Below are 19,500 nucleotides of genomic sequence, written 5' to 3' on the forward strand. Positions count from 1 at the left end.
CACATCTATAAAACCTTAGATTTCTGCTTGAACAATACGTCCAAAATTTATCTCATCTTTAAAAAGGTCATACACATATTCTGAACTTTCCATATATAAACCAGTTTCTTTATCCTGAAGTTTTTCAAAGACTTTTGAGTTATAAAACTTATTCATAGCCTCATCATATTCTATGTCCTGATCTGAAGAGAACATATCAACAATATCCTGAACTATATATTCAATCAACTGTTCTTGCTTACCCATATTAGTTTCCTACCTTTCGCAAAAGTTTTATACTTTTTTCTGTATGAAAAGAATACTGCGACGATGTCTGCTTATATATCATTCCTCTCAATAAAGTTTCAAAATCAATAATTTCATTTTCATACTGACGAAATAATAATGCCATATTATCATCCGCAACAGGTCCTATAACAATGTCATATTTATTGTCCTTATTACACAAAATATCTTTCACATTTGTAAATGTTCGATTTCTATTATTCATGACAAATTTTGCCCATTCTTCCGTTGTTTCTAAACCGAAATCCTTAACCTTGATATCCTCTATTTTTCTGAAATCATCTTGTATTTCAAAAGTATTGACAACGGGAGAACCACCATAAATCTTTGACACTCTTACGGCCATTTTTTCTGCCTGTTCTTTTATGTCTGTCAAATAGAACCCTTTTCCAAAATCCTTATATGGTCTGCACATTGCCAAATTTATACTATCAATTACAATATTACTTCCGTGATATAATCTCATAACGCGCCTCCGTTTTTTCGGCACAATATTCCTAAGTCTTCTACTATTGTTCCAAAATCTAAAGTATGTTCAACTTCATAGTTTTCTTTTATAAACGCAATCCCTTTAAATTGAAAAAGGTAACGGAATGCTTCTTGTATGCTGAGATTATAATGTTGTGCAAATTCATTTATACACGCAACAGTAAAACCTATTTTCTTTTTCTTTTCGCTCATACAAACCCTCCTATTATTTTACAACTACTGAAAATACACTCACTTCTGCAATTCCCCATACTACCTATCTTCCTTAACAATTTTCCTTCACTTTATTTATCACACATCAAAATCCGGCTTTTCGAAGCTCATCCATCATAGCCGGTCTTCTTTTGTAATCTTGCTTCCAACACTCTGCAATATCACGTGCTATCTTTTTGCCATCCGGATATTTTGTAATCTTTTTTAGGTAGGATATTAAATACTTATATGACTTTCTATCTGATGTTCGAGTTGATTCCTTTTTCACATATTGCACATACATATCCCTGACTTCATTCGGTAAATGCTTTTTCAATACTTTTTCATATTGATCTAATACGTGAACAGACTGGTTCTTTTGAATTTCCTGAAGCAATCTTTCAAATAATTCTTCTTCCACTAAAAATTCATATCGTATCCAATAAGAAGTTTTCCCCTGTAAAAATTTTTCTCTTTGCTCCTCCCATTCCGTTTCACTACACAGCTTTTTCAATTTGACAATGTATTCCAAATCACGCTGCATACATTCAAACACCTGATATTGCAGTTCCTGCACGTATTCGTTCTGCATATTTCTTTTTTCGTAAATTTGAATTAATTGCTGACTATATTCTGCTACCAATCCGGCTTTGTCCGCATCCAATTTTTTACTTTCCTTCAATACTGCAATGGCTTCTTCATACTTTTTATCAGATAAATATTCCTGTATTTCCATCTTCCGAATTTCAGAAAAATTCCTATATTTCTGCCGATATTCTTTTATTTCCTGCTTAGAATAACTCAATTCTTCCATCAAACATATCCTTGTAATTATGTTATTGACCATACCGTAATATGCGGAATACGAATCGCCACTATAGTTTTCTTTTTGAAACTTAACGATTTTTTCATCCAACATATGAAGTTTCTTCTGAAGTAGTTCTTCATCATGAAATTCATTCAGCAAAAAATCACTAATATAATCTTCCAAATAATCAATTACATAATTTTCCTGATGATCTTGAAACCATTGAAACATATTTTCTTTTTCTTTATCATTACATTCTTGCAGTATTGTTTGCCAATACTCGTAACAATTATCCGCTACAAATGATGTGCCTCCATCTGAATCATCTATATCTCGATTCCCAATCTCATAAAAGATACAATTTACTAATTCAAATGCTTCCATTCTATAATTTTTCTCCAATAACAGCGGAACATTTTCATCTAAAAGCGTATTCAATGCATCTGTATAATCTGTTGCATGATAATAATCTACAAACCCGCCTCTGTCAGAATAATGATAGCCGATATCATTTACCTGTTGTTTCAATCTGATCATATGACACGGTGTTATCGGCGCATACTTTGTCATGATCCTATTATATAGAAACTCATCCGAATTTGCCTGAGAAAATACGATTTCCTGTAATTCATCTATTGGAATTCCGGCAATAATCTCTTGCAATTCTTTATTTTGTTCCTGAACCTTTTGAAGATAATTTCCCGGTATTTTTGTATCTGGTTCTCCTTCTTCTATCTCATACAAAACCGCCGCCATATGTTTGCAATAATTTCCCTCTGCTGCATATGGGCATGTACATGTCATATCATAAACTCGATTATCCAGAATCTCTATCTCTACATCATAATTTTCTGTTCCTACTACTACTGCTGTATATCCTGTCAAATTCTGTTCCAAAGAAGTAACATAACCTTCTTCATAATAATTTAGTCCACGTTCCAATATATGTGTGCGAAACAAATCTTTCCATGATTTCATTTGCTTTATCCTCCAGTCATTCCTTCCTATCTGCTGTTCGAGTTATATATACGGCTCCATCGTAAACACCGTCTGCTCTCCGACCTTTTCACTTGCCAATTCAAATAGATTTTCTTTCGTTGCGAACAGATTCTTAGGATTTCTTCCGATAATCAGATACTGATTTTTATCATCTAACGAAATATGTTTCCTTGTATCGTCATCTAATAAAATATCTGCATTATCAATGACAACCAGTTTCCCCTCTGTCTGGCGGATTATTTCTTTTATATCTTTCTGATAATCATAATTATCCAAACACAAAATTTGAGGATTAACTGCCATACATTCTCTGATAAATGAAAATGTTGCTGTCTTTCCTGTTCCTGAATCTCCCATTAAGATTGTTATATTATTGGTAAATGTAAAGTCCACCACAAACGAGGTATGCACTGTTGAAAAATGTTCCATTACAACCGGTTTACTCTTCATTTTCCCACCACTCCTTTAGTTCTTCGTAATCCTCGATCACTTTACATTCTCTACCAGTCCGAACCTTCACACGTTCCATATTAAAAGGAATCATTGCATATTCACTATATACATATCCCTCTTCGAAACCATATAATATTTCCAAAGCATTATTTCCACATTCTTTTAAACAAAACACCTTGTCCGGAAAATACAATACATTCAATACAGTTTTACATCCTGTCGAAAGCTGGTCGGTATTCAACGTAATATCTTCAAAACGTGATCGAATTTTATATTTGCTGATAAGTTCCGAAGCATCTATCAGTTGAATATACTTTGCCGCCTTATCATCCAGTCTCGTTGCCGTATTTTGATTAAAAAATATATCATTCAGTTCTATATATTCTTTATTCAGGGGTATATCCTTCTTGTTTTTAAAAATCGTTATCATGCCACTACCTCCAATCCAACTTTCGGAAACTGTAACTTCAATGAACTTCCATCATAGATCCGTTTCATTTTATCAAACACAGCCAGTCTGTTATGATCCAATCCGCAAATATCGTCTTCCTGCCGATTTCCCCATTCACAACATGACTTTATCCAACATTCTCCAAGCGTTCCTTTTGATACTTCAAACCCGGTATTTCTTGTCAAATCGAATAGTAACTTCGCTGATAATTGCTCAATGTTATGTTCTTCAATACGTTTATCATAGTCTACAATTTCACGAATCCCTTTATAGTCAAAATCATCATCCTGCAAGGTTTCTACCAGCTTATGTCTTGCCTCAATCATCCCGGCTCTTTTTTTCAAAAAATCATCTTCCGAAGCATAAATCCATTCAATTAATTCTGTAAATTCTAAGAGAATATACTCGAAGCAAATGATATCTAACAGACACACATTCTTCTTTTCATTCGCGTATTTCTTCAAACGCTTCTGTTCCATTACAACCTGTAGATTATCAAAAGAATTATCAAAAACAATGATATATTTATTCTCTTCATCTTGTAACGTCTTTACCGATTTCACTAACTCACTATTATTCTTTTTACTTTCAACTATTACATCCGGATAGAGTTGTTTCATGAAATTTCCCCAAAATATGTAACTTGCTTTTCCTTTCCGATCTTCTATCCATAAAAAAGTTTTAGCCATGATTCTTCCACCTGCTTTCTATAGTCTATTTTAACCGATTTCCACCCATAGCACAATAAAATCACCAAAAAGAAAAAGACCGCATTTCTGCGACCTTTCTCTCCCCTATTTTCCTATCTTCACCTCACCACATACAAAATCTTCACACAACCGCCTATTTTGTTACATCTATATGTATGGTGCTCTTACTTACTCCAAATTTTTTTGCGGTCTGCCGCACTGTCGCCTGGTTCTCAATAATATAATATGCGATTTCTACTGCTCGCTCCTCGATATAATCTTTCATATACTTCCCCTGCAATTACTGTTGTTACAGTGTATGCAAAGGATTCTTTTGGTATGTCTTGATATTTCAGCCTTCCGGCTTCTGCACCTCTCTTTGTTCAAGTAAATTTTTTAACCGAACACTCTTGATTCACTAAAAGTCATTTTAATTATTCATGTAATTCAAGTGGCAAACCGTCTGGATCATGGAAAAATGTCATTCTTTTTTCTGTAAAAGGATCTTCTCGAATTGGTTCTGTTTCAATTCCTTTCTCGTGAAATTCTTCAATGACTTTTTCCATATCTTCCACATAAAATGCAAGATGCCTAAGACCACATGCCTCCGGATAATTGACACGAGGCGGATTCCCTTTCCCTGAAAAAATCTCAAGTTCACATCCATCTAACTCTAGATCCAATTTATAATCTTCCCGCTCCGGTCGATAATTTTCTCTTATAACTCGAAATCCTAACTTTTCTACATAAAATTCTCTTGATTTTTTATAATCCGAAACAATAATTGCAACATGATGTATTTTTTTCAAATTCATTTTTAATCTCCCTTTCATATCTACAAGGTTTTCTCATTTTGTCATAAAAAGTTTTGTTGCCACCTGATGATTTTTGATACGCATCAAGTTATCCCAGACGTCTACCTCGCCAAGTGGATTTATGTTGTCACTTTCTAAACTTTATTTTAACTGATATCCATCAGTTACTCAAGAAAATGGCGAAAATCAAAAGGAATTGTGTCTCCACAATCCCTTCATTTTTTAAGAATCTTTTGAATCTTTTTCTACTAATTTACAATTGTCTACAAGCCAGTCTGTCACTTTATCCTGTAACAGTGCTCGTTTCACTTCTTTCTTTCCAACAGCATCTTCAAGCTCTGCGGAATCTGTATAACCATACTGTGTTGCGTATTCTTCCAAACCTTTTTTGTACTCTTCATCAGAAACTTTTAAATTTTCTTTCTCTGCAATCAAATCCACTGCATATTCCTGTTTGATAATGTTCTCTGCCATCACCTCAGAAGTAACACCAAATGCCTGCTCTAAGAATGTATCAACATCATCCATTCCATACATAGAAGCAATCGAACCGTACTGTGTTGTAATATTATCGATTGTCTCCTGCTTTTTGTCTTTTGGATATTTTTCAACTGTACACTGTTCCATCAAAGCATCCCATACGTTCTGCTGTTGCTCAGACTCTGCTGCCTGCTTATTGGAAGTCTCCAAATCTTCTTTTACTTCTTTTTTGTAATCTTCAATTGTCTTTGCGGATTCAGAAAGCTCTGCTACCAATTCATCTGTCAACTCCGGAACAATCACTTCTGAAATCTTGTCCAATGTAACGGTAAATACAACTGCCTGTCCAGCCAAGTCTTCACTTTTATAATCCTCTGGGAATGTCAGATTCAGATCAAATGTCTCTCCGATATTGTGTCCGACAATGCCATCTTCAAACCCGTCAATAAATGATCCTGAACCAAGCTCAAGCTGTTGATCCTGTGCTGTTCCTCCATCGAATGCAACGCCGTCTTTCTTTCCTTCATAATCGATAGTAACCACGTCACCCTCCTGTGCCGGGCGGTCTGTAATATCATTCTGTGTACTCTTTGTCTGAAGCGTAGAATTAATGCTGTCTTCCACATCTGTGTCCGTAACCTCTACCGGATCCACTTTTTCTACTTCCAATCCTTTATATTGTTTAATTGTAATCTTGTCGTTAGAAATTCCTTTATTCCCACATCCGGTCATTACTACCACTGTGCATATTCCAACCAATGCTGCTATAATTTTCTTTTTCATGACTCTCTCCTATTTGTTTGTTTTCAGTATCTTATTAAAGATAGCACATTTGCCATTTGTTGAAAAGACTTTCTATTACTATTTCACAAATTTTTCACACATTTTTCACTATAAATCGTAATTATCCTCTGTTTTTCTCCCTGTGCTCTTTACACTTTCACTTGCACTTCTTTCCAAACAATGATACAATATTATTTGTGTAAAAGCGGATTATTTACATAGAATTACATATTGGGAGGTTTGTCGTGAGTCCAATTACCATAACACTGCTCGTTATTTTAGTAGTTCTGATTATTGTTTTAGCCGTATTGTATTTCTTCGGAAAAAAAGCGGAGAAGAAACAGGCAGAACAGCAACAGCAGCTCGAAGCAGCCGCACAGAATGTGACTATGCTTGTCATTGACAAAAAGCGTATGAAACTAAAAGAAGCCGGTTTTCCAGCTGTTGTAATCGATAACACACCGAAGTATCTTCGCAGAGCAAAAGTTGCTGTCGTAAAAGCGAAGGTCGGTCCAAAAGTAATGACTTTAATGTGTGACGAAAAAGTATTTCCACTTATCCCTGTGAAAAAAGAAGTAAGAGCCGTTGTAAGCGGAATCTACATTACAGGTGTAAAGGGACTTAGAGGTCCTCTTGAGACTCCGGTCAAAAAGAAAAAAGGACTTTTTGCAAGATTTAAAAAATAGCATTTAAAAGGAACTGCATGCGCAGTTCCTTTTAAAATTTCATCTGTTCGTATATAGAAAACTCTTTTGACCCTTTCGGTTTTACATTGATTCGTATCGTGCATTCCGCAAGTGGTTCATAATTCACATCCAACGCATACTCCACCTTGATGTTAATGTTGTCTTCCTTTTCATCAATCTTAATATTTCTTGTAAAAATCCCAAGATTCAACTGGCCATACGGTGTCTCATAATAAGAGCGGTTCTTTCGCTTTGTATCAAAAATCATATGTGCATTGGAAACGCCTCGTTTGAGCACTTCAAGACTATCTTCTCCTTTTATTTTGATCTGAGTCTTCGTAACTCCCGGCACACCCTCTGATACCTCCTCAAATAAGAGATAGTGTTTCCCATTTTTAAAGAAGTAATTACCAGTACTAATCGTCTCAATTGGTTCATCATTATTCTCCATCTCATTTACGTCTACCTGTAATCCTGAAATATTTATCAGTACATCTTTTGTCATCTCATCACCTAATATTCTTCTATATTAATCTGTTGTGTCGTCTCAATATCATATGGGAGAATTGAGTTCGCAAATTGTTTGAACTTGTCCGCAGCATCGCTTACATAGAAGGAATATGTCGCATGCTCCCCTTCTTTTCCGGCGTTCTCCATACCGCTTTCTTTCAAAATATATTTTAAATCCATCGCAGTCTCATAGGCCGGATTCACAAGCTGAATCTTATCTCCCAGATACGCGCGGATTCTCGAACGAAGGAGCGGATAATGGGTGCACCCAAGAATTAGAGAATCTATATCGGACTCTTTCATCGACGCGAGATAATAATCAATGATCTCTTCCGTAACCTTATGCTTTGCAAATCCTTCCTCCACCAAAGGTACAAACAATGGGCAGGCTTTCCCAATAACGGAAACAGTCGGATCTAATCCTTTGATGATCTTTCCGTACATCGCACTCTGCACAGTCGCTTCCGTTCCGATCACCCCGATCTTTTTCGTCTGTGTAATCTGAAGCGCCGCTCTTGCTCCCGGCTCTACCACCCCGATAATTGGAATATCACTTTCCTCTCGAACGACATCCAAAGCCAGTGCACTCGCCGTATTGCATGCGATCACGATCGCCTTCACCCCTTTTGTCTTCAGGAAATGGATAATCTGTCTGGAATAGCGAATGATATTGTCTCTCGATTTACTTCCGTACGGCACACGTGCGGTATCCCCAAAATATACCAGATTCTCATTCGGAAGCTGACGCATGATTTCCCTTGCAACAGTAAGACCACCTACTCCGGAATCAAATACCCCTACTGGTGCTGCATTTTTATTATCTATACTCAAAACGATATTCTCCTTTTATACTATATCATCTTTTCATTTTACCCTCTCTTGTCATTCTTTTCAAGTGGAAAAAAAGAACCTTTGGAAATCCAAAAGTTCTTTTTGAAAATTTTTCTGATTAAAGTGCAAGATCTTTAGAAACTCGATATGCGTATTCCGGAATCTCTTTGTGCATCTGCAATGCTTCATTGATATCATAATCAACAAACTCGCCGTGCTGATAACCAACGACACGGTTTGTCTTTCCTTCTAACAATAAGTCAACAGCTTTTGCTCCCATGATAGATGCATATACTCTGTCTTTACATGTCGGGCTTCCTCCGCGCTGCATGTGTCCAAGAATTGTCGCTCTTGTCTCCATACCTGTTGCCTCTTCAATTCTCTTTGCCATATTCATGGAATCACCAATACCTTCTGCGTTGATAATGATATAGTGTTGTTTACCACGTTTTCTGTTTCCAATAATATCAGCGATAATCTTTTCTTCATCATAGTCATGTTCTTCCGGCATAAGGATGCGTTCTGCTCCATTCGCAATACCACACCATAATGCAAGATATCCTGCATCACGTCCCATAACCTCGATCACGCTGCATCTTTCATGTGAAGTTGATGTGTCACGTACTTTATCGATTGCTTCCATCGCTGTATTTACAGCTGTGTCAAAACCGATTGTGTATTCTGTACATGCAATATCCAAGTCAATTGTTCCCGGAATCCCGATTGTGTTGATTCCAAGATTTGACAATTTCTGCGCTCCGGCGAAAGAACCGTCTCCACCGATTACAACAAGACCCTGAATTCCATATTTTTTACAGATTGCTGCCGCTTTCTGCTGACCTTCCTCTGTGCGCATCTCTTTACATCTTGCTGTCTGCAGGATTGTACCACCTCTTTGGATAATATCAGATACGTCTCTTGCTGTCATATCGATGATCTCTTCCTGTAATAATCCGTGGTAACCACGTCTGATTCCTCTGACACGAATTCCTCTTCCTAAAGCTGTTCTTACAACTGCACGAATTGCAGCATTCATTCCCGGTGCATCACCGCCACTTGTTAAGATTCCGATTGTCTGAATTGTATCGTTCATTGTTAATCCTCCATCATTCCATGTATGTATTATTTGAATTGTTTTCATTTTTATACAATTCTATACCATTTTTCAAATGTTTTCAATGTATTTTTCTACTACTTTTATTCTTTTTTCGCCAAAATAATTTGTCATATTGCCGAGAATTTCTTTATCTACACGAATATTCCAGTTTGCTGGAAGCCTTTTGATCGCTTTTTCTTTCGCGCAATAAATGACAACACTGTCATTTCCTTCTGATGTCCGAAGCATCTCATAGACCTTTTTTTCCTCCGCAAGAAACGTCTCCTTGTCCGGAAACTGAATCCACAGTTCACATGTCGTATTTTCAAACGGGATAATCGCCTCGCAGATCAGTTTACTTGCACTTTCATCTTCCTCCGACACCCTTCCCTTTACAAATACTTTGTAATCTTCCTCCAGATACATCCGATTTTTCTCATAGTCTCGTGGAAATACAACCACTTCCACCGTTCCGACTAAGTCCTCAATCGTCAAAAATGCCATTGTCTTATTCGTCTTGGTATGCTTGATCGTCTTGTTGGTAATAATACCTCCAATGATTTCTTTTGCGCCTTCACGTACTTTGGTATGCCCGCTCTCCTCATCATACTGGAAATCCATTGTCGTGGCGCTGATATTTTTACGCCATTTTTCTTCATATTCCTGCATCGGATGTCCACTGATATAGATTCCAAGCACTTCTTTTTCGAATGCAAGCATCGTCTCTTTTTCGTATTCCCCCACATTCGGAAGTTGAATATCGAATTCTTTTTTCTGCTCCTCATCCACAATATCAAAAAGTGACATCTGCCCGGTCATCGAATATTTTCGCTCCTGATTCACCTGATCTAAAATCTTCACATAGATGACCATGAACTGCTTTCGTGTTCCATGAAGGCTGTCAAACGCCCCCGATTTGATAAAGCTTTCGATTGTCCGCTTATTCACTTCCTTGCCGGAGAGCCGTTCAATAAAATCTTTCAGATTCTTAAACAGACCGTTTTTCTCCCGCTCGGCGATGATTGCCTCGATCACAGGCTTTCCAATACTTTTGATTGCTGCAAGCCCATAGCGGATATTGCCATTGTCCACAGAGAACTTTCCTTCTCCTTTATTGATGTCCGGCGGAAGAATTTCTATTCCCATCTGCCGGCAGGAATAAATATATTCTGCCACTTTTCCCGGATTGTCAATAACCGACGTCATAAGCGCCGCCATAAATTCTACCGGATAGTAATATTTCAGATATGCAGTCTGATAAGCGACAACCGCATAGGCCGCCGCATGAGACTTGTTAAATGCATATTTTGCAAAATCAATCATCTCATCATAAATCTTATTTGCAACCTGTTCACTGATTCCGTTCGCAATACATCCCGGAACCCCTTCCGCCTCATTTCCATATACAAAGTTTTGGCGCTCTTTTTGCATCACATCGCCCTTTTTCTTGGACATCGCACGGCGCACCAAGTCGCTTCGTCCAAGTGTATACCCAGCCAGATCCCGCACAATCTGCATAACCTGCTCCTGATACACAATACATCCATACGTAGGTTCCAGAATCGGTTTCAGTTGTGGACAATCATAGGTGATCGCATTCACATCATTTTTCCCTTTGATATACTGTGGGATAAAATCCATCGGTCCCGGACGATACAACGAAATTCCCGCAATAATATCCTCCAGACTCTGCGGCTTTAATTCTTTCATAAAGCTTTTCATTCCTGCGCTTTCCAGCTGGAATATACCATCTGTCCTTCCTGTTCCGATGGAATCCAGTACCGCCTTATCGTCATAATCAATATGATCAATATCGATTGTCTTACCTGTGCTTTTTTCTGCCAGACGCACTGCATTCTGAATAACTGTCAATGTCCGCAGACCAAGGAAATCCATCTTCAGAAGTCCAAGTTCTTCCAACGTGGTCATCGTAAACTGTGTCGTCACAGAGCCGTCTGAGCCAAGCGACAGCGGGACATACTCATCCACTGATTTCTGGCTGATCACAACACCGGCGGCATGCATGGATGTATGCCGTGGCAGTCCTTCCAGACGCTTTGACATATCGATCAGATTCTTTACCTGCTCATCATTTTCATATAAATCGCGCAGTTCGCTGTTCATCGTCAGAGCTCGATCCAGCGTCATGTTGAGCTCAGTCGGTATCATCTTCGAGATACTGTCCACAAACGCATACGGCAGATTCATCACTCGTCCTACGTCACGGATCACACCGCGTGCCGCCATCGTACCGAATGTGACAATCTGTACCACACGGTCAGAACCGTATTTGCGCACAACATAATCGATAACCTCCTGCCTTCTCTCAAAACAGAAGTCAATATCGATATCAGGCATCGACACACGCTCCGGATTCAGAAATCGCTCAAATAAAAGCTGATATTTGATCGGATCGATATTGGTGATTCCAAGGCAGTAAGATACGATACTTCCCGCCGCAGAACCACGCCCCGGTCCCACCATAATGTCGTGGTCTCTTGCGTATTTGATGAAATCCCACACGATCAGGAAATAATCTACATACCCCATCGTCTTGATAACATTCAGCTCATACTCTAATCGTTCTCGAAGTTCCTTCTTTGGATTCTCATAGTTTTTCTCTAATCCCTCATAACAAAGCTTATTCAAATATTCCCACGACGTGTATCCATCCGGTACATCGTATTTCGGAAGCTTTGTCACTCCAAATTCAATCTCCACATGACAGCGGTCTGCAATCTTCTGCGTGTTCTCAATTGCCTGCAAAGCATATGGAAATAATGCTTTCATCTGCTCTTCTGATTTCACATAATACTGACCGCCCTCATAGCGCATTCGGTCTTCATCGGCAAGTTTCTTTCCCGTCTGAATACAGAGCAGGATATCGTGAGGCTTTTCATCTTCCGCATAGGTATAATGTACGTCGTTTGTCGCAACCAGTTCAATTCCTGTGTCCTGCGACAGACGCAAAAGCTGCTGATTAACATTCGCCTGTTCCTGCATACCATGATCCTGAAGTTCCAAAAAGAAATTCCCTTTCCCGAAAATCTTCTCGTAGCGGAACGCTGCCGCCTTCGCCTCCTCATACATACCTCTGTGAAGATTCTTCTGCACCTCTCCCGCAAGACATGCGCTCAGTGCGATAATTCCCTCATGGAACTCTTCCAAAAGTTCCATATCTACACGCGGCTTGTAATAATAGCCTTCCACAAATCCCCTCGACACAATTTTTGTCAGATTCTCATACCCTTTCTGATTCTCCGCAAGCAGCACGAGATGATAATATCGGTCTTCACTTGCCCCCGAACTTTTGTCAAATCGGGAACCCGGAGCCACATAAACCTCACATCCCAAAATCGGCTTGATTCCGGCCGCTTTCGCAGCACGATAGAAATCGATCACGCCAAACATCACCCCGTGGTCTGTGATCGCCGCACTGTTCATCCCAAGTTCTTTGACTCTGGCAACATATTCTTTTATCTTATTGGAACCGTCCAACAGACTGTATTCCGTATGGACGTGTAAATGTGCAAAACTCATACTATTTTTCCTCTTGATTCTTTTTCTACACTTTAGCTGTCTTTTATCATAACACAGTTTTATAGATTGAGACAAATATCTTTCTAAAATCAATCATAAATTTTATTTTGTTCCGAATTATATAAATTTTCTACAAAAGAGAATACATTTTAACAAGCACTTTATTTGTGAAAGTGTTATAATATCTTTAAAACATGCTTTGCTATTTATACAAAACAACTAACAGTATTTTGATTCATCATTTTAGGAGAGACATAATTTATGAATAAACGAAAAAAAATATTTTTTCTCATCGGAATAATTGCTATTGTTTCTTTGATTGCCGTGATCACATTCTGTGTCATTGCATTTCAGAAAAAGAATCAACTGCAGCTGACAATTGGCACTCATCAGATCAGTTCTGAAGAATATCTTGCATGTATGCAGTCTGTGATGTATGACACAAAGATGCAAATTCAACAACAATATGATGTAGACTACGACGATGATTTTTGGAAGAAAAAGTATGGTAAAAAATACGGATATGAGATTTTAGCTGAAAACACTTTAGAATCCTTAAAATATATCCACGCCGTCTACGATCTCGCCGTAGAAAACGGGTATGTAGATGACGGAAGCTACGAAGGATTAAAAAAACGGTTGGAGCAGGAAAACAACACCCGTAAAGAGAAACTTGCAAAAAATGATGTTATCTATGGTCTGAAAGAATACTCTTATGATCTGTACCTTCAATATGAGATGAGTTCCATCAAAGAACAATATTGTAATGATAAGACACGCGAAGGAATGGATCTGACAGAGGAGGAAATTGTTGAACACTATAATAGCCGGGATTGGATTTTTGGTGAGAATGCCGAGAAAGCGGATTTGGAGACTGCACGTGTCGCAGTCATACGAGAACTCCGCGAAGAAAAATACGACGCTATCATCGAAAAAAATGCTGAGAATTCACAGGTGTCTGGGAATATGGAGTCTATGAGCCAGTTCACCTTGAAGAATATATAAATTTCATGTAAGGAAGGAGTAATATTATTATGAAAAAGAAATGGATAAGTGCAGCACTTTCGCTCACACTTGCCAGCACAACTATCACAACGATGATGCCTGCCTACACAGTGCATGCAGAAAAAGAGACAACTCAAGGAACTACTTATTATGTAAGTTCTTCCAAAGGAGACGACAGCAACGACGGAACTTCTGAATCAAAACCGTTCAAAACGTTAGAGAAGATCAACAAGCTTACATTAAAGCCAGGTGATCAGGTTCTCTTGGAAAAAGGTTCTGTTTTTAACGATCAGTATCTTCACCTAAAAGGAAGCGGAAGTGCAGAAGCACCTATTAAAGTTTCTACATACGGAGAAGGTAACCGCCCACAGATTCTCACAAATGGTCAAGGATTATGGGAGTTAAATTACGGAAAGCACCTTGATAACACAAACCACAAATGGCACGGTACGGTGTCCTCTTCTATCTTATTAAAAGATGTTGAGTACATTGAGATCGAAGGTCTTGAAATCACAAATGATCGTGGAACAAAAAATGATCCTGAAGGTGATAAAGCCTATAATGATGCGGACTGTATGGACAGAACCGGTGTTGCCGGAGTCGCAAAAGACAAAGGAACATTAGACCATATCGTATTAGATGATTTATATATTCACGATGTTGACGGAAACGTATACAACAAACACATGACAAACGGTGGTATCTACTTTATCGTGGAAAAGCCTACCGATGAAAACAAAACAGGTATCGCAAAATACGATGATGTACAGATTAAAAATTGTCAGTTAGACACTGTCAACCGCTGGGGAATCGCTGTTGGTTATACATACAACTGGGATAAATTCCAGACAGCAGAACTCAGTGATGAAGTGATGGAAAAATACGGCGCTACTAACGTCGTTATTGAAAACAACTATTTAAATAATGTAGGTGGTGACGCAATCACAACTATGTATGCTGATGAGCCGTTGATTCAATACAATGTATCTGAAAATAGCTCCAAACAGATCAACAAAACGGATTACTCCAAACCACAGCCGGTTTTAGATAAAGTAACCGGAGAACCTACCGGACAATATCAGGGTGTTGGAGCAGGACGCGTTGCTGCCGGTATCTGGCCTTGGAAATGTAAAAATGCTGTATTCCAATACAACGAATGTTTCCGTACATTAAACGCTTCAAACGGTAACGGAGACGGACAACCTTGGGATGCTGACTACGGCGACGGCACAAATTATCAGTACAACTACAGCCACGGAAACACCGCAAGTACAATCATGTTCTGTGGTTATCAGTCAGTAAACAACACATTCCGCTACAATATTAGCCAGAATGAAGATATGGGACCTTTAGATCCTGCCGGAAATGCCGGAAATACTCAGGTTTACAACAACACATTCTATATCAAAGAAGGATTAAACAATATTTGGCATACTTCACATGGCAATGCCGGACCGATTAATCTTGAGAACAATATCTTCTACTTTGCAGGTGAGACTCCGGCAACTGTAGAAAACTGGAATCCAAACGGAAACAAGACATACAGCAACAACTTATTCTATAATGTAAGCACTTATCCAGAGGATGCCAACGCAGTAAAAGTAGATGCCGGAACAAAGGTTACAGAAAATGCCGGTTCAGGTCCAAGCACAGTCGCAGATGATAAACAGGCCAGACGCCACGAAGATCCATCTGCTGAGACAGTATTTGACGGTTACAAATTAGTTCAAAACTCACCGGCAATCAATGCAGGTAAGATTATTGTAGATAACAACGGCTACAAAGTAGAAAAAGACTTCTTCGGCAACAAAGTATCCGGTATTCCTGATATTGGTGCTCACGAGACCGGAACAGTTAGCTTGACAATATCATCTGACAGATTTGCAATTGATCAGGCTAAGAAAGAAATCACGATCGACACAGTCGATAAAGTGACTGCAAAAGATTTATTAGACAGCTTAATGACAGAAGACGGTGTTACTGTTGAACTGAAACGTGGTTCTTCCACATTGACAGGCGGTGTAAGACTTGCAAAAGGTGATACACTTACAGTATCTTGCAACGGCGAATCTGTAACATACACAGTAGTTACTGTGACAAGTGAAGTTACAAATGAAATTCCGGTAGCAGACATGACAGCAACTGCTGGTTCTGAAGAAACTGCTCAGGATAACAATGGTGTAAAAAATGTTCTGGACAATAATCTTGGAACAATTTGGCATACATCTTGGAATGGTTCAAATCCTGAAGATCGTTATGTCACAATCGAACTTGCTAATGACTATGAAGTAAGCGGATATGTGTACACACCACGTCAGGATGGAAGTGGCGACGGCGCTTCAAATGGTACAATTACAAAATATACCATCTACACAAGCAACGATAATGAGACATGGGAAGAAGCTGCTTCTGGTTCATGGGCTCAAGACAAAAAGGTAAAAACCGTTACATTTAAGGAACCTGTAAAAGCAAAATACATCAAACTTCTTGCTGTAGAATCTGTAAGAGACTTCGCTACAGCTGCTGAAATTCGTTTAACCGGTACAAGAGTGTACAACGATACAACTGCTCCTGTCGCTCCAACTGCGACAGCAACAGATGTGACAGATACAACTGCTAAAATCTCTTGGGTACCTGCTGAAGCTGATAAAGATATCGTAGAATATCAGTTGATGAATGGCGACAAAGAAATTGCAACATTTGATGCAACAGAGACTTCTTTCACAGTCGCTGATTTAAAAGCTGCAACAGAATATACACTTTCTGTATATGCACTAGATGAAGCCGGCAACAAATCAGATGCCGGAAACGTAACATTCACAACAAAAGCAACAGAAGAACACACACATACATGGGGTGAGTGGACGGTAACAAAAAAACCTACTTGTACAACACCTGGTGAAGAAAGCAGAACCTGCGAATGCGGCGAGACAGAGACAAGAGAAATCAAAGCTACCGGACATACTTGGGGCGATTGGGAAACAACAAAAGAACCAACAACAGATGCAGAAGGTTTGAAAGAAAGAGTTTGTAAATCATGTGATGCTCACGAAACACAGACAATTGCAAAACTTACTTCAAAACCGGTAACACCAACAACACCTGACAAAGACAAAGACAAAGATAAAGATAAAGATAAAAATAACAGCAAAGACAAACCGGTAAAAACCGGCGATGCTGATATGGCTGGTGCAACAACTGTAGCATGCATCCTCTCCGGAATTGCAGCAGTTGCAATTTTCAAAAAACGCAAAACGGTCTAATCACAAAATATTTTGAAAACACTTGATTTTTCAGGTGAAAAAGGGATATAATTTTTTCGGCGGTCATCTAGACCGCCGATTTTAATATTTCAATTACAGACCTCTGAAAGGACAACAGATATGAATCGGGACACAACTTACTTTTCTCTTTGCAAAAACTCAATTTCAGGTGCTGCCATTCAACACCGGAAAAATCATTATCACTTTTCAAAACATCTTCATACAAGTGTCGAAATCTATTTGATTAAATCCGGTACCTGTGTTATGACAATTGGCAATACCACGATTGAATGTAAACCTGATGATTTTATTATGATTCCGCCAAATGTCGTGCACTCTTTTTATTTAACAGATGAAAATGAATGCAGCTTTTATCATATTCACTTTTTCCCTGAATTTCTATCACATATCACCTTAGAAGAGGACTCATCTGTCAATTTGATGCACTCCTTAATTTTTTGCTGCGCTCCATTTCATCAGCAAAAAACAACGAAAGAACTAAAAGAGCTGATTCTCGCAATCATCCGATTATATAACACCAGTCAGGATTCTACGGTATCTGCCAACATCAATCTATATATTTTACAGCTGGTTCTGCTCATCATGCAGTCCTATAAGACATTATCAAAGGCGCAGTTTCCAGAAAAAATACAGGGGAACTATATTTCATTTACACTGAACTATATAGAACATCATTATATGGATAAAATTCTAATTCCGGATATCGCAAAGGAGCTGAATATCTCTACCCGATATCTCAGCAAGTTATTTTCGCAATATATGAATATTTCTCTCGGAAATTATATCAATGTATACCGCATCAACCGTGCCATTGAGTTGATGGATACGACTACTCTTACTTTTACCGAAATTTCCGGAATGATTGGGCTGAAAGATTCACAGCACTTTTCAAAATTATTTTATAACATCATTGGAACAACGCCCTCTCAATATAAAAAGTTTATCTTAAAACGCAAATAAGGATACCGCCTTCGCCGTATCCTCATTTTTAATATCTTTTATTCACCTTTCAGCATAAACTCTGTCAATCGTTCTATATCGTCCGGTTCATAAGCGACAATCTCCAGTTCCGGAATCTCACTGTTCGAGAAAATATTTGCGATTGAAACGTACTGTGAAAGCTTAGATTTCAAATTTAATCGATCTCCTTCACCTGTTACCAATTCTACTTTCCCGGAACATCTGTCCACCACTTCAAAAAACTTATCTATGTCCGTAATATTTTGCACCTTCATTATACACAACTCCTTTCGCCAGCTTTCGTAGACGCTATCCCCTATTTTCTGTACATGACAATTGCATGTTCCTTAATCTCAATCTTCTCTTCTTTCAGAAGCCGTCCTACTGCACGCTTAAATGCATTCTTACTCATCTGAAATTCTTGCTTAATCACTTCAGGGTCTGCCTTATCTGTAAACGGCAGTTTTCCACCGCGCCGTTCAATTTCTTTCAAAACACTCTCAGCATCTTTGTCCATCTGCATCGGAATCTTATCTCTGACACTCAGATCCAGCTTTCCGTCTTTCTTCACCGCCGTAACTCTCGCTTTTACTGTCTGTCCAATGCGAAGTCTTCCATATACCTCTTTTTTCGGAATCAAAGCGGAATACTGATTATCGACTGCGACAAACAATCCAAAGTTATCACTTGTGTCATAAATAATCCCTTCCACCATATCATCCTTCTGATACGGCGAATCTTTCTTCAACATATCATACACTTTCATCGTTGCGCAGAGACGCTCACTTTTATCAATATAAAGCGCCACAAGACATTGATCTCCCTTTGCCACTTTTACAGTCTGCTCTTTGAAAGGCAAAAACAGATCCTTTTCCAATCCCCAGTCTAAAAATGCTCCAAATTTTCCTGTATCTGCCACTTCAAGCACCGCCAGTTCTCCTAACTCTATCTTTGGCTCATGAGTCGTTGCTATCAGTCTGTCATCGGAATCCTTATACAAAAACACTTCCACAGGATCTCCTATCTCAACCCCTTCCGGAACCTGTCTTTTTGGCAGAAGCACACGATCCTCGTCACTGCCCAGATACACTCCAAACTCTACTTTTTTTACAATTGTCAGTACTTGTTTTTTCCCTAATCTCAT

At 38.6% G+C, this 19,500-nt stretch carries 19 protein-coding genes and 1 pseudogene; 4 read left to right on the forward strand and 16 right to left on the reverse strand.

Annotated elements, in window-relative coordinates; genetic code table 11:
- Positions 1-15 precede the first annotated feature (15 nt).
- The 10 genes and pseudogenes from BQ5364_RS14070 to tig all read right to left on the reverse strand — a co-directional run bounded on the left by BQ5364_RS14070 (position 16) and on the right by tig (position 6,444).
- Positions 16-246 (reverse strand): hypothetical protein, encoded by a 231-nt coding sequence (locus BQ5364_RS14070; protein ID WP_004613455.1) that lies wholly within the window; start codon positions 244-246, stop codon positions 16-18.
- 1 nt (position 247) lies between these two features.
- Positions 248-751: a DUF3990 domain-containing protein gene (locus BQ5364_RS14075; protein WP_071144489.1), complete on the reverse strand. Its 504-nt coding sequence runs from the start codon at positions 749-751 to the stop codon at positions 248-250.
- Entirely contained in the window at positions 748-966 is a 219-nt protein-coding gene (locus BQ5364_RS14080) for a DUF3791 domain-containing protein (protein ID WP_004221472.1), read from the reverse strand. Before BQ5364_RS14080 ends, BQ5364_RS14075 begins: the two co-directional genes overlap by 4 nt.
- A gap of 106 nt (positions 967-1,072) precedes the next feature.
- Positions 1,073-2,752 (reverse strand): SWIM zinc finger family protein, encoded by a 1,680-nt coding sequence (locus tag BQ5364_RS14085; RefSeq protein ID WP_235837175.1) that lies wholly within the window; start codon positions 2,750-2,752, stop codon positions 1,073-1,075.
- Between the two features lie 42 nt (positions 2,753-2,794).
- Positions 2,795-3,223 (reverse strand): ABC transporter ATP-binding protein, encoded by a 429-nt coding sequence (locus BQ5364_RS14090; protein ID WP_071144491.1) that lies wholly within the window; start codon positions 3,221-3,223, stop codon positions 2,795-2,797.
- On the reverse strand, positions 3,213-3,656 hold the full coding sequence (locus BQ5364_RS14095; RefSeq protein ID WP_004613450.1) for a DUF4869 domain-containing protein: 444 nt from the start codon (positions 3,654-3,656) through the stop codon (positions 3,213-3,215). Before BQ5364_RS14095 ends, BQ5364_RS14090 begins: the two co-directional genes overlap by 11 nt.
- Entirely contained in the window at positions 3,653-4,366 is a 714-nt protein-coding gene (locus BQ5364_RS14100) for a hypothetical protein (RefSeq protein ID WP_071144492.1), read from the reverse strand. The genes BQ5364_RS14095 and BQ5364_RS14100 overlap by 4 nt, the downstream gene beginning before the upstream one ends.
- A gap of 157 nt (positions 4,367-4,523) precedes the next feature.
- Positions 4,524-4,652, reverse strand: a pseudogene (locus tag BQ5364_RS14105) (sporulation transcriptional regulator SpoIIID); the annotation flags it as partial.
- A 148-nt stretch (positions 4,653-4,800) separates the two neighbouring features.
- A complete protein-coding gene (gene gloA2, locus BQ5364_RS14110) occupies positions 4,801-5,181 on the reverse strand; it encodes an SMU1112c/YaeR family gloxylase I-like metalloprotein (RefSeq protein WP_071144493.1) in 381 nt (126 codons plus the stop codon).
- A gap of 222 nt (positions 5,182-5,403) precedes the next feature.
- Complete coding sequence (gene tig / locus BQ5364_RS14115; RefSeq protein WP_004613446.1) at positions 5,404-6,444, reverse strand: trigger factor; 1,041 nt, start codon at positions 6,442-6,444, stop codon at positions 5,404-5,406.
- Between the two features lie 245 nt (positions 6,445-6,689).
- Here tig and BQ5364_RS14120 point away from each other — a divergent pair, with 245 nt between their 5' ends.
- Complete coding sequence (locus BQ5364_RS14120) at positions 6,690-7,130, forward strand: hypothetical protein (protein WP_004613445.1); 441 nt, start codon at positions 6,690-6,692, stop codon at positions 7,128-7,130.
- A 31-nt stretch (positions 7,131-7,161) separates the two neighbouring features.
- Here BQ5364_RS14120 and BQ5364_RS14125 read toward each other — a convergent pair whose 3' ends face one another.
- The 4 genes from BQ5364_RS14125 to BQ5364_RS14140 form a co-directional block, all read right to left on the reverse strand.
- Positions 7,162-7,635 (reverse strand): YwiB family protein, encoded by a 474-nt coding sequence (locus tag BQ5364_RS14125; protein ID WP_004613444.1) that lies wholly within the window; start codon positions 7,633-7,635, stop codon positions 7,162-7,164.
- 8 nt (positions 7,636-7,643) lie between these two features.
- Complete coding sequence (gene murI, locus BQ5364_RS14130) at positions 7,644-8,471, reverse strand: glutamate racemase (RefSeq protein ID WP_004613443.1); 828 nt, start codon at positions 8,469-8,471, stop codon at positions 7,644-7,646.
- A gap of 118 nt (positions 8,472-8,589) precedes the next feature.
- A complete protein-coding gene (pfkA, locus tag BQ5364_RS14135) occupies positions 8,590-9,564 on the reverse strand; it encodes a 6-phosphofructokinase (RefSeq protein WP_022250226.1) in 975 nt (324 codons plus the stop codon).
- A gap of 72 nt (positions 9,565-9,636) precedes the next feature.
- A complete protein-coding gene (locus BQ5364_RS14140) occupies positions 9,637-13,107 on the reverse strand; it encodes a DNA polymerase III subunit alpha (protein WP_004613441.1) in 3,471 nt (1,156 codons plus the stop codon).
- A 261-nt stretch (positions 13,108-13,368) separates the two neighbouring features.
- Here BQ5364_RS14140 and BQ5364_RS14145 point away from each other — a divergent pair, with 261 nt between their 5' ends.
- The 3 genes from BQ5364_RS14145 to BQ5364_RS14155 all read left to right on the forward strand — a co-directional run bounded on the left by BQ5364_RS14145 (position 13,369) and on the right by BQ5364_RS14155 (position 18,356).
- Positions 13,369-14,112 (forward strand): hypothetical protein, encoded by a 744-nt coding sequence (locus BQ5364_RS14145; RefSeq protein WP_004613440.1) that lies wholly within the window; start codon positions 13,369-13,371, stop codon positions 14,110-14,112.
- A gap of 29 nt (positions 14,113-14,141) precedes the next feature.
- The gene (locus BQ5364_RS14150; protein WP_004613439.1) at positions 14,142-17,375 is read left to right on the forward strand and encodes a discoidin domain-containing protein; all 3,234 of its coding nucleotides are present in this window, start codon (positions 14,142-14,144) and stop codon (positions 17,373-17,375) included.
- A gap of 120 nt (positions 17,376-17,495) precedes the next feature.
- A complete protein-coding gene (locus BQ5364_RS14155) occupies positions 17,496-18,356 on the forward strand; it encodes an AraC family transcriptional regulator (RefSeq protein ID WP_022250228.1) in 861 nt (286 codons plus the stop codon).
- 38 nt (positions 18,357-18,394) lie between these two features.
- Here BQ5364_RS14155 and BQ5364_RS14160 read toward each other — a convergent pair whose 3' ends face one another.
- A complete protein-coding gene (locus BQ5364_RS14160; RefSeq protein ID WP_004613436.1) occupies positions 18,395-18,631 on the reverse strand; it encodes a hypothetical protein in 237 nt (78 codons plus the stop codon).
- 41 nt (positions 18,632-18,672) lie between these two features.
- Positions 18,673-19,500 carry a CvfB family protein gene (locus BQ5364_RS14165; protein WP_044987575.1) on the reverse strand — a complete coding sequence of 276 codons (828 nt, stop codon included), beginning with the start codon at positions 19,498-19,500 and terminating at the stop codon, positions 18,673-18,675.

The organism is Coprococcus phoceensis, assembly GCF_900104635.1.
In the GTDB taxonomy this organism is placed as follows: Bacteria; Bacillota; Clostridia; order Lachnospirales; family Lachnospiraceae; genus Faecalimonas; species Faecalimonas phoceensis.

Excerpts from the sequence above, each read along its gene's own strand:
- BQ5364_RS14150 (WP_004613439.1), top strand. The coding sequence starts at position 14,142 with ATGAAAAAGAAATGGATAAGTGCAGCACTTTCGCTCACACTTGCCAGC.
- BQ5364_RS14140 (WP_004613441.1), bottom strand. The coding sequence starts at position 13,107 with ATGAGTTTTGCACATTTACACGTCCATACGGAATACAGTCTGTTGGAC.
- BQ5364_RS14160 (WP_004613436.1), bottom strand. The coding sequence starts at position 18,631 with ATGAAGGTGCAAAATATTACGGACATAGATAAGTTTTTTGAAGTGGTG.
- pfkA (WP_022250226.1), bottom strand. The coding sequence starts at position 9,564 with ATGAACGATACAATTCAGACAATCGGAATCTTAACAAGTGGCGGTGAT.
- BQ5364_RS14080 (WP_004221472.1), bottom strand. The coding sequence starts at position 966 with ATGAGCGAAAAGAAAAAGAAAATAGGTTTTACTGTTGCGTGTATAAAT.
- BQ5364_RS14095 (WP_004613450.1), bottom strand. The coding sequence starts at position 3,656 with ATGATAACGATTTTTAAAAACAAGAAGGATATACCCCTGAATAAAGAA.
- BQ5364_RS14085 (WP_235837175.1), bottom strand. The coding sequence starts at position 2,752 with ATGAAATCATGGAAAGATTTGTTTCGCACACATATATTGGAACGTGGA.
- BQ5364_RS14100 (WP_071144492.1), bottom strand. The coding sequence starts at position 4,366 with ATGGCTAAAACTTTTTTATGGATAGAAGATCGGAAAGGAAAAGCAAGT.
- BQ5364_RS14145 (WP_004613440.1), top strand. The coding sequence starts at position 13,369 with ATGAATAAACGAAAAAAAATATTTTTTCTCATCGGAATAATTGCTATT.
- BQ5364_RS14090 (WP_071144491.1), bottom strand. The coding sequence starts at position 3,223 with ATGAAGAGTAAACCGGTTGTAATGGAACATTTTTCAACAGTGCATACC.
- BQ5364_RS14070 (WP_004613455.1), bottom strand. The coding sequence starts at position 246 with ATGGGTAAGCAAGAACAGTTGATTGAATATATAGTTCAGGATATTGTT.
- tig (WP_004613446.1), bottom strand. The coding sequence starts at position 6,444 with ATGAAAAAGAAAATTATAGCAGCATTGGTTGGAATATGCACAGTGGTA.
- gloA2 (WP_071144493.1), bottom strand. The coding sequence starts at position 5,181 with ATGAATTTGAAAAAAATACATCATGTTGCAATTATTGTTTCGGATTAT.
- BQ5364_RS14155 (WP_022250228.1), top strand. The coding sequence starts at position 17,496 with ATGAATCGGGACACAACTTACTTTTCTCTTTGCAAAAACTCAATTTCA.
- BQ5364_RS14075 (WP_071144489.1), bottom strand. The coding sequence starts at position 751 with ATGAGATTATATCACGGAAGTAATATTGTAATTGATAGTATAAATTTG.
- BQ5364_RS14125 (WP_004613444.1), bottom strand. The coding sequence starts at position 7,635 with ATGACAAAAGATGTACTGATAAATATTTCAGGATTACAGGTAGACGTA.
- BQ5364_RS14165 (WP_044987575.1), bottom strand. The coding sequence starts at position 19,500 with ATGAGATTAGGGAAAAAACAAGTACTGACAATTGTAAAAAAAGTAGAG.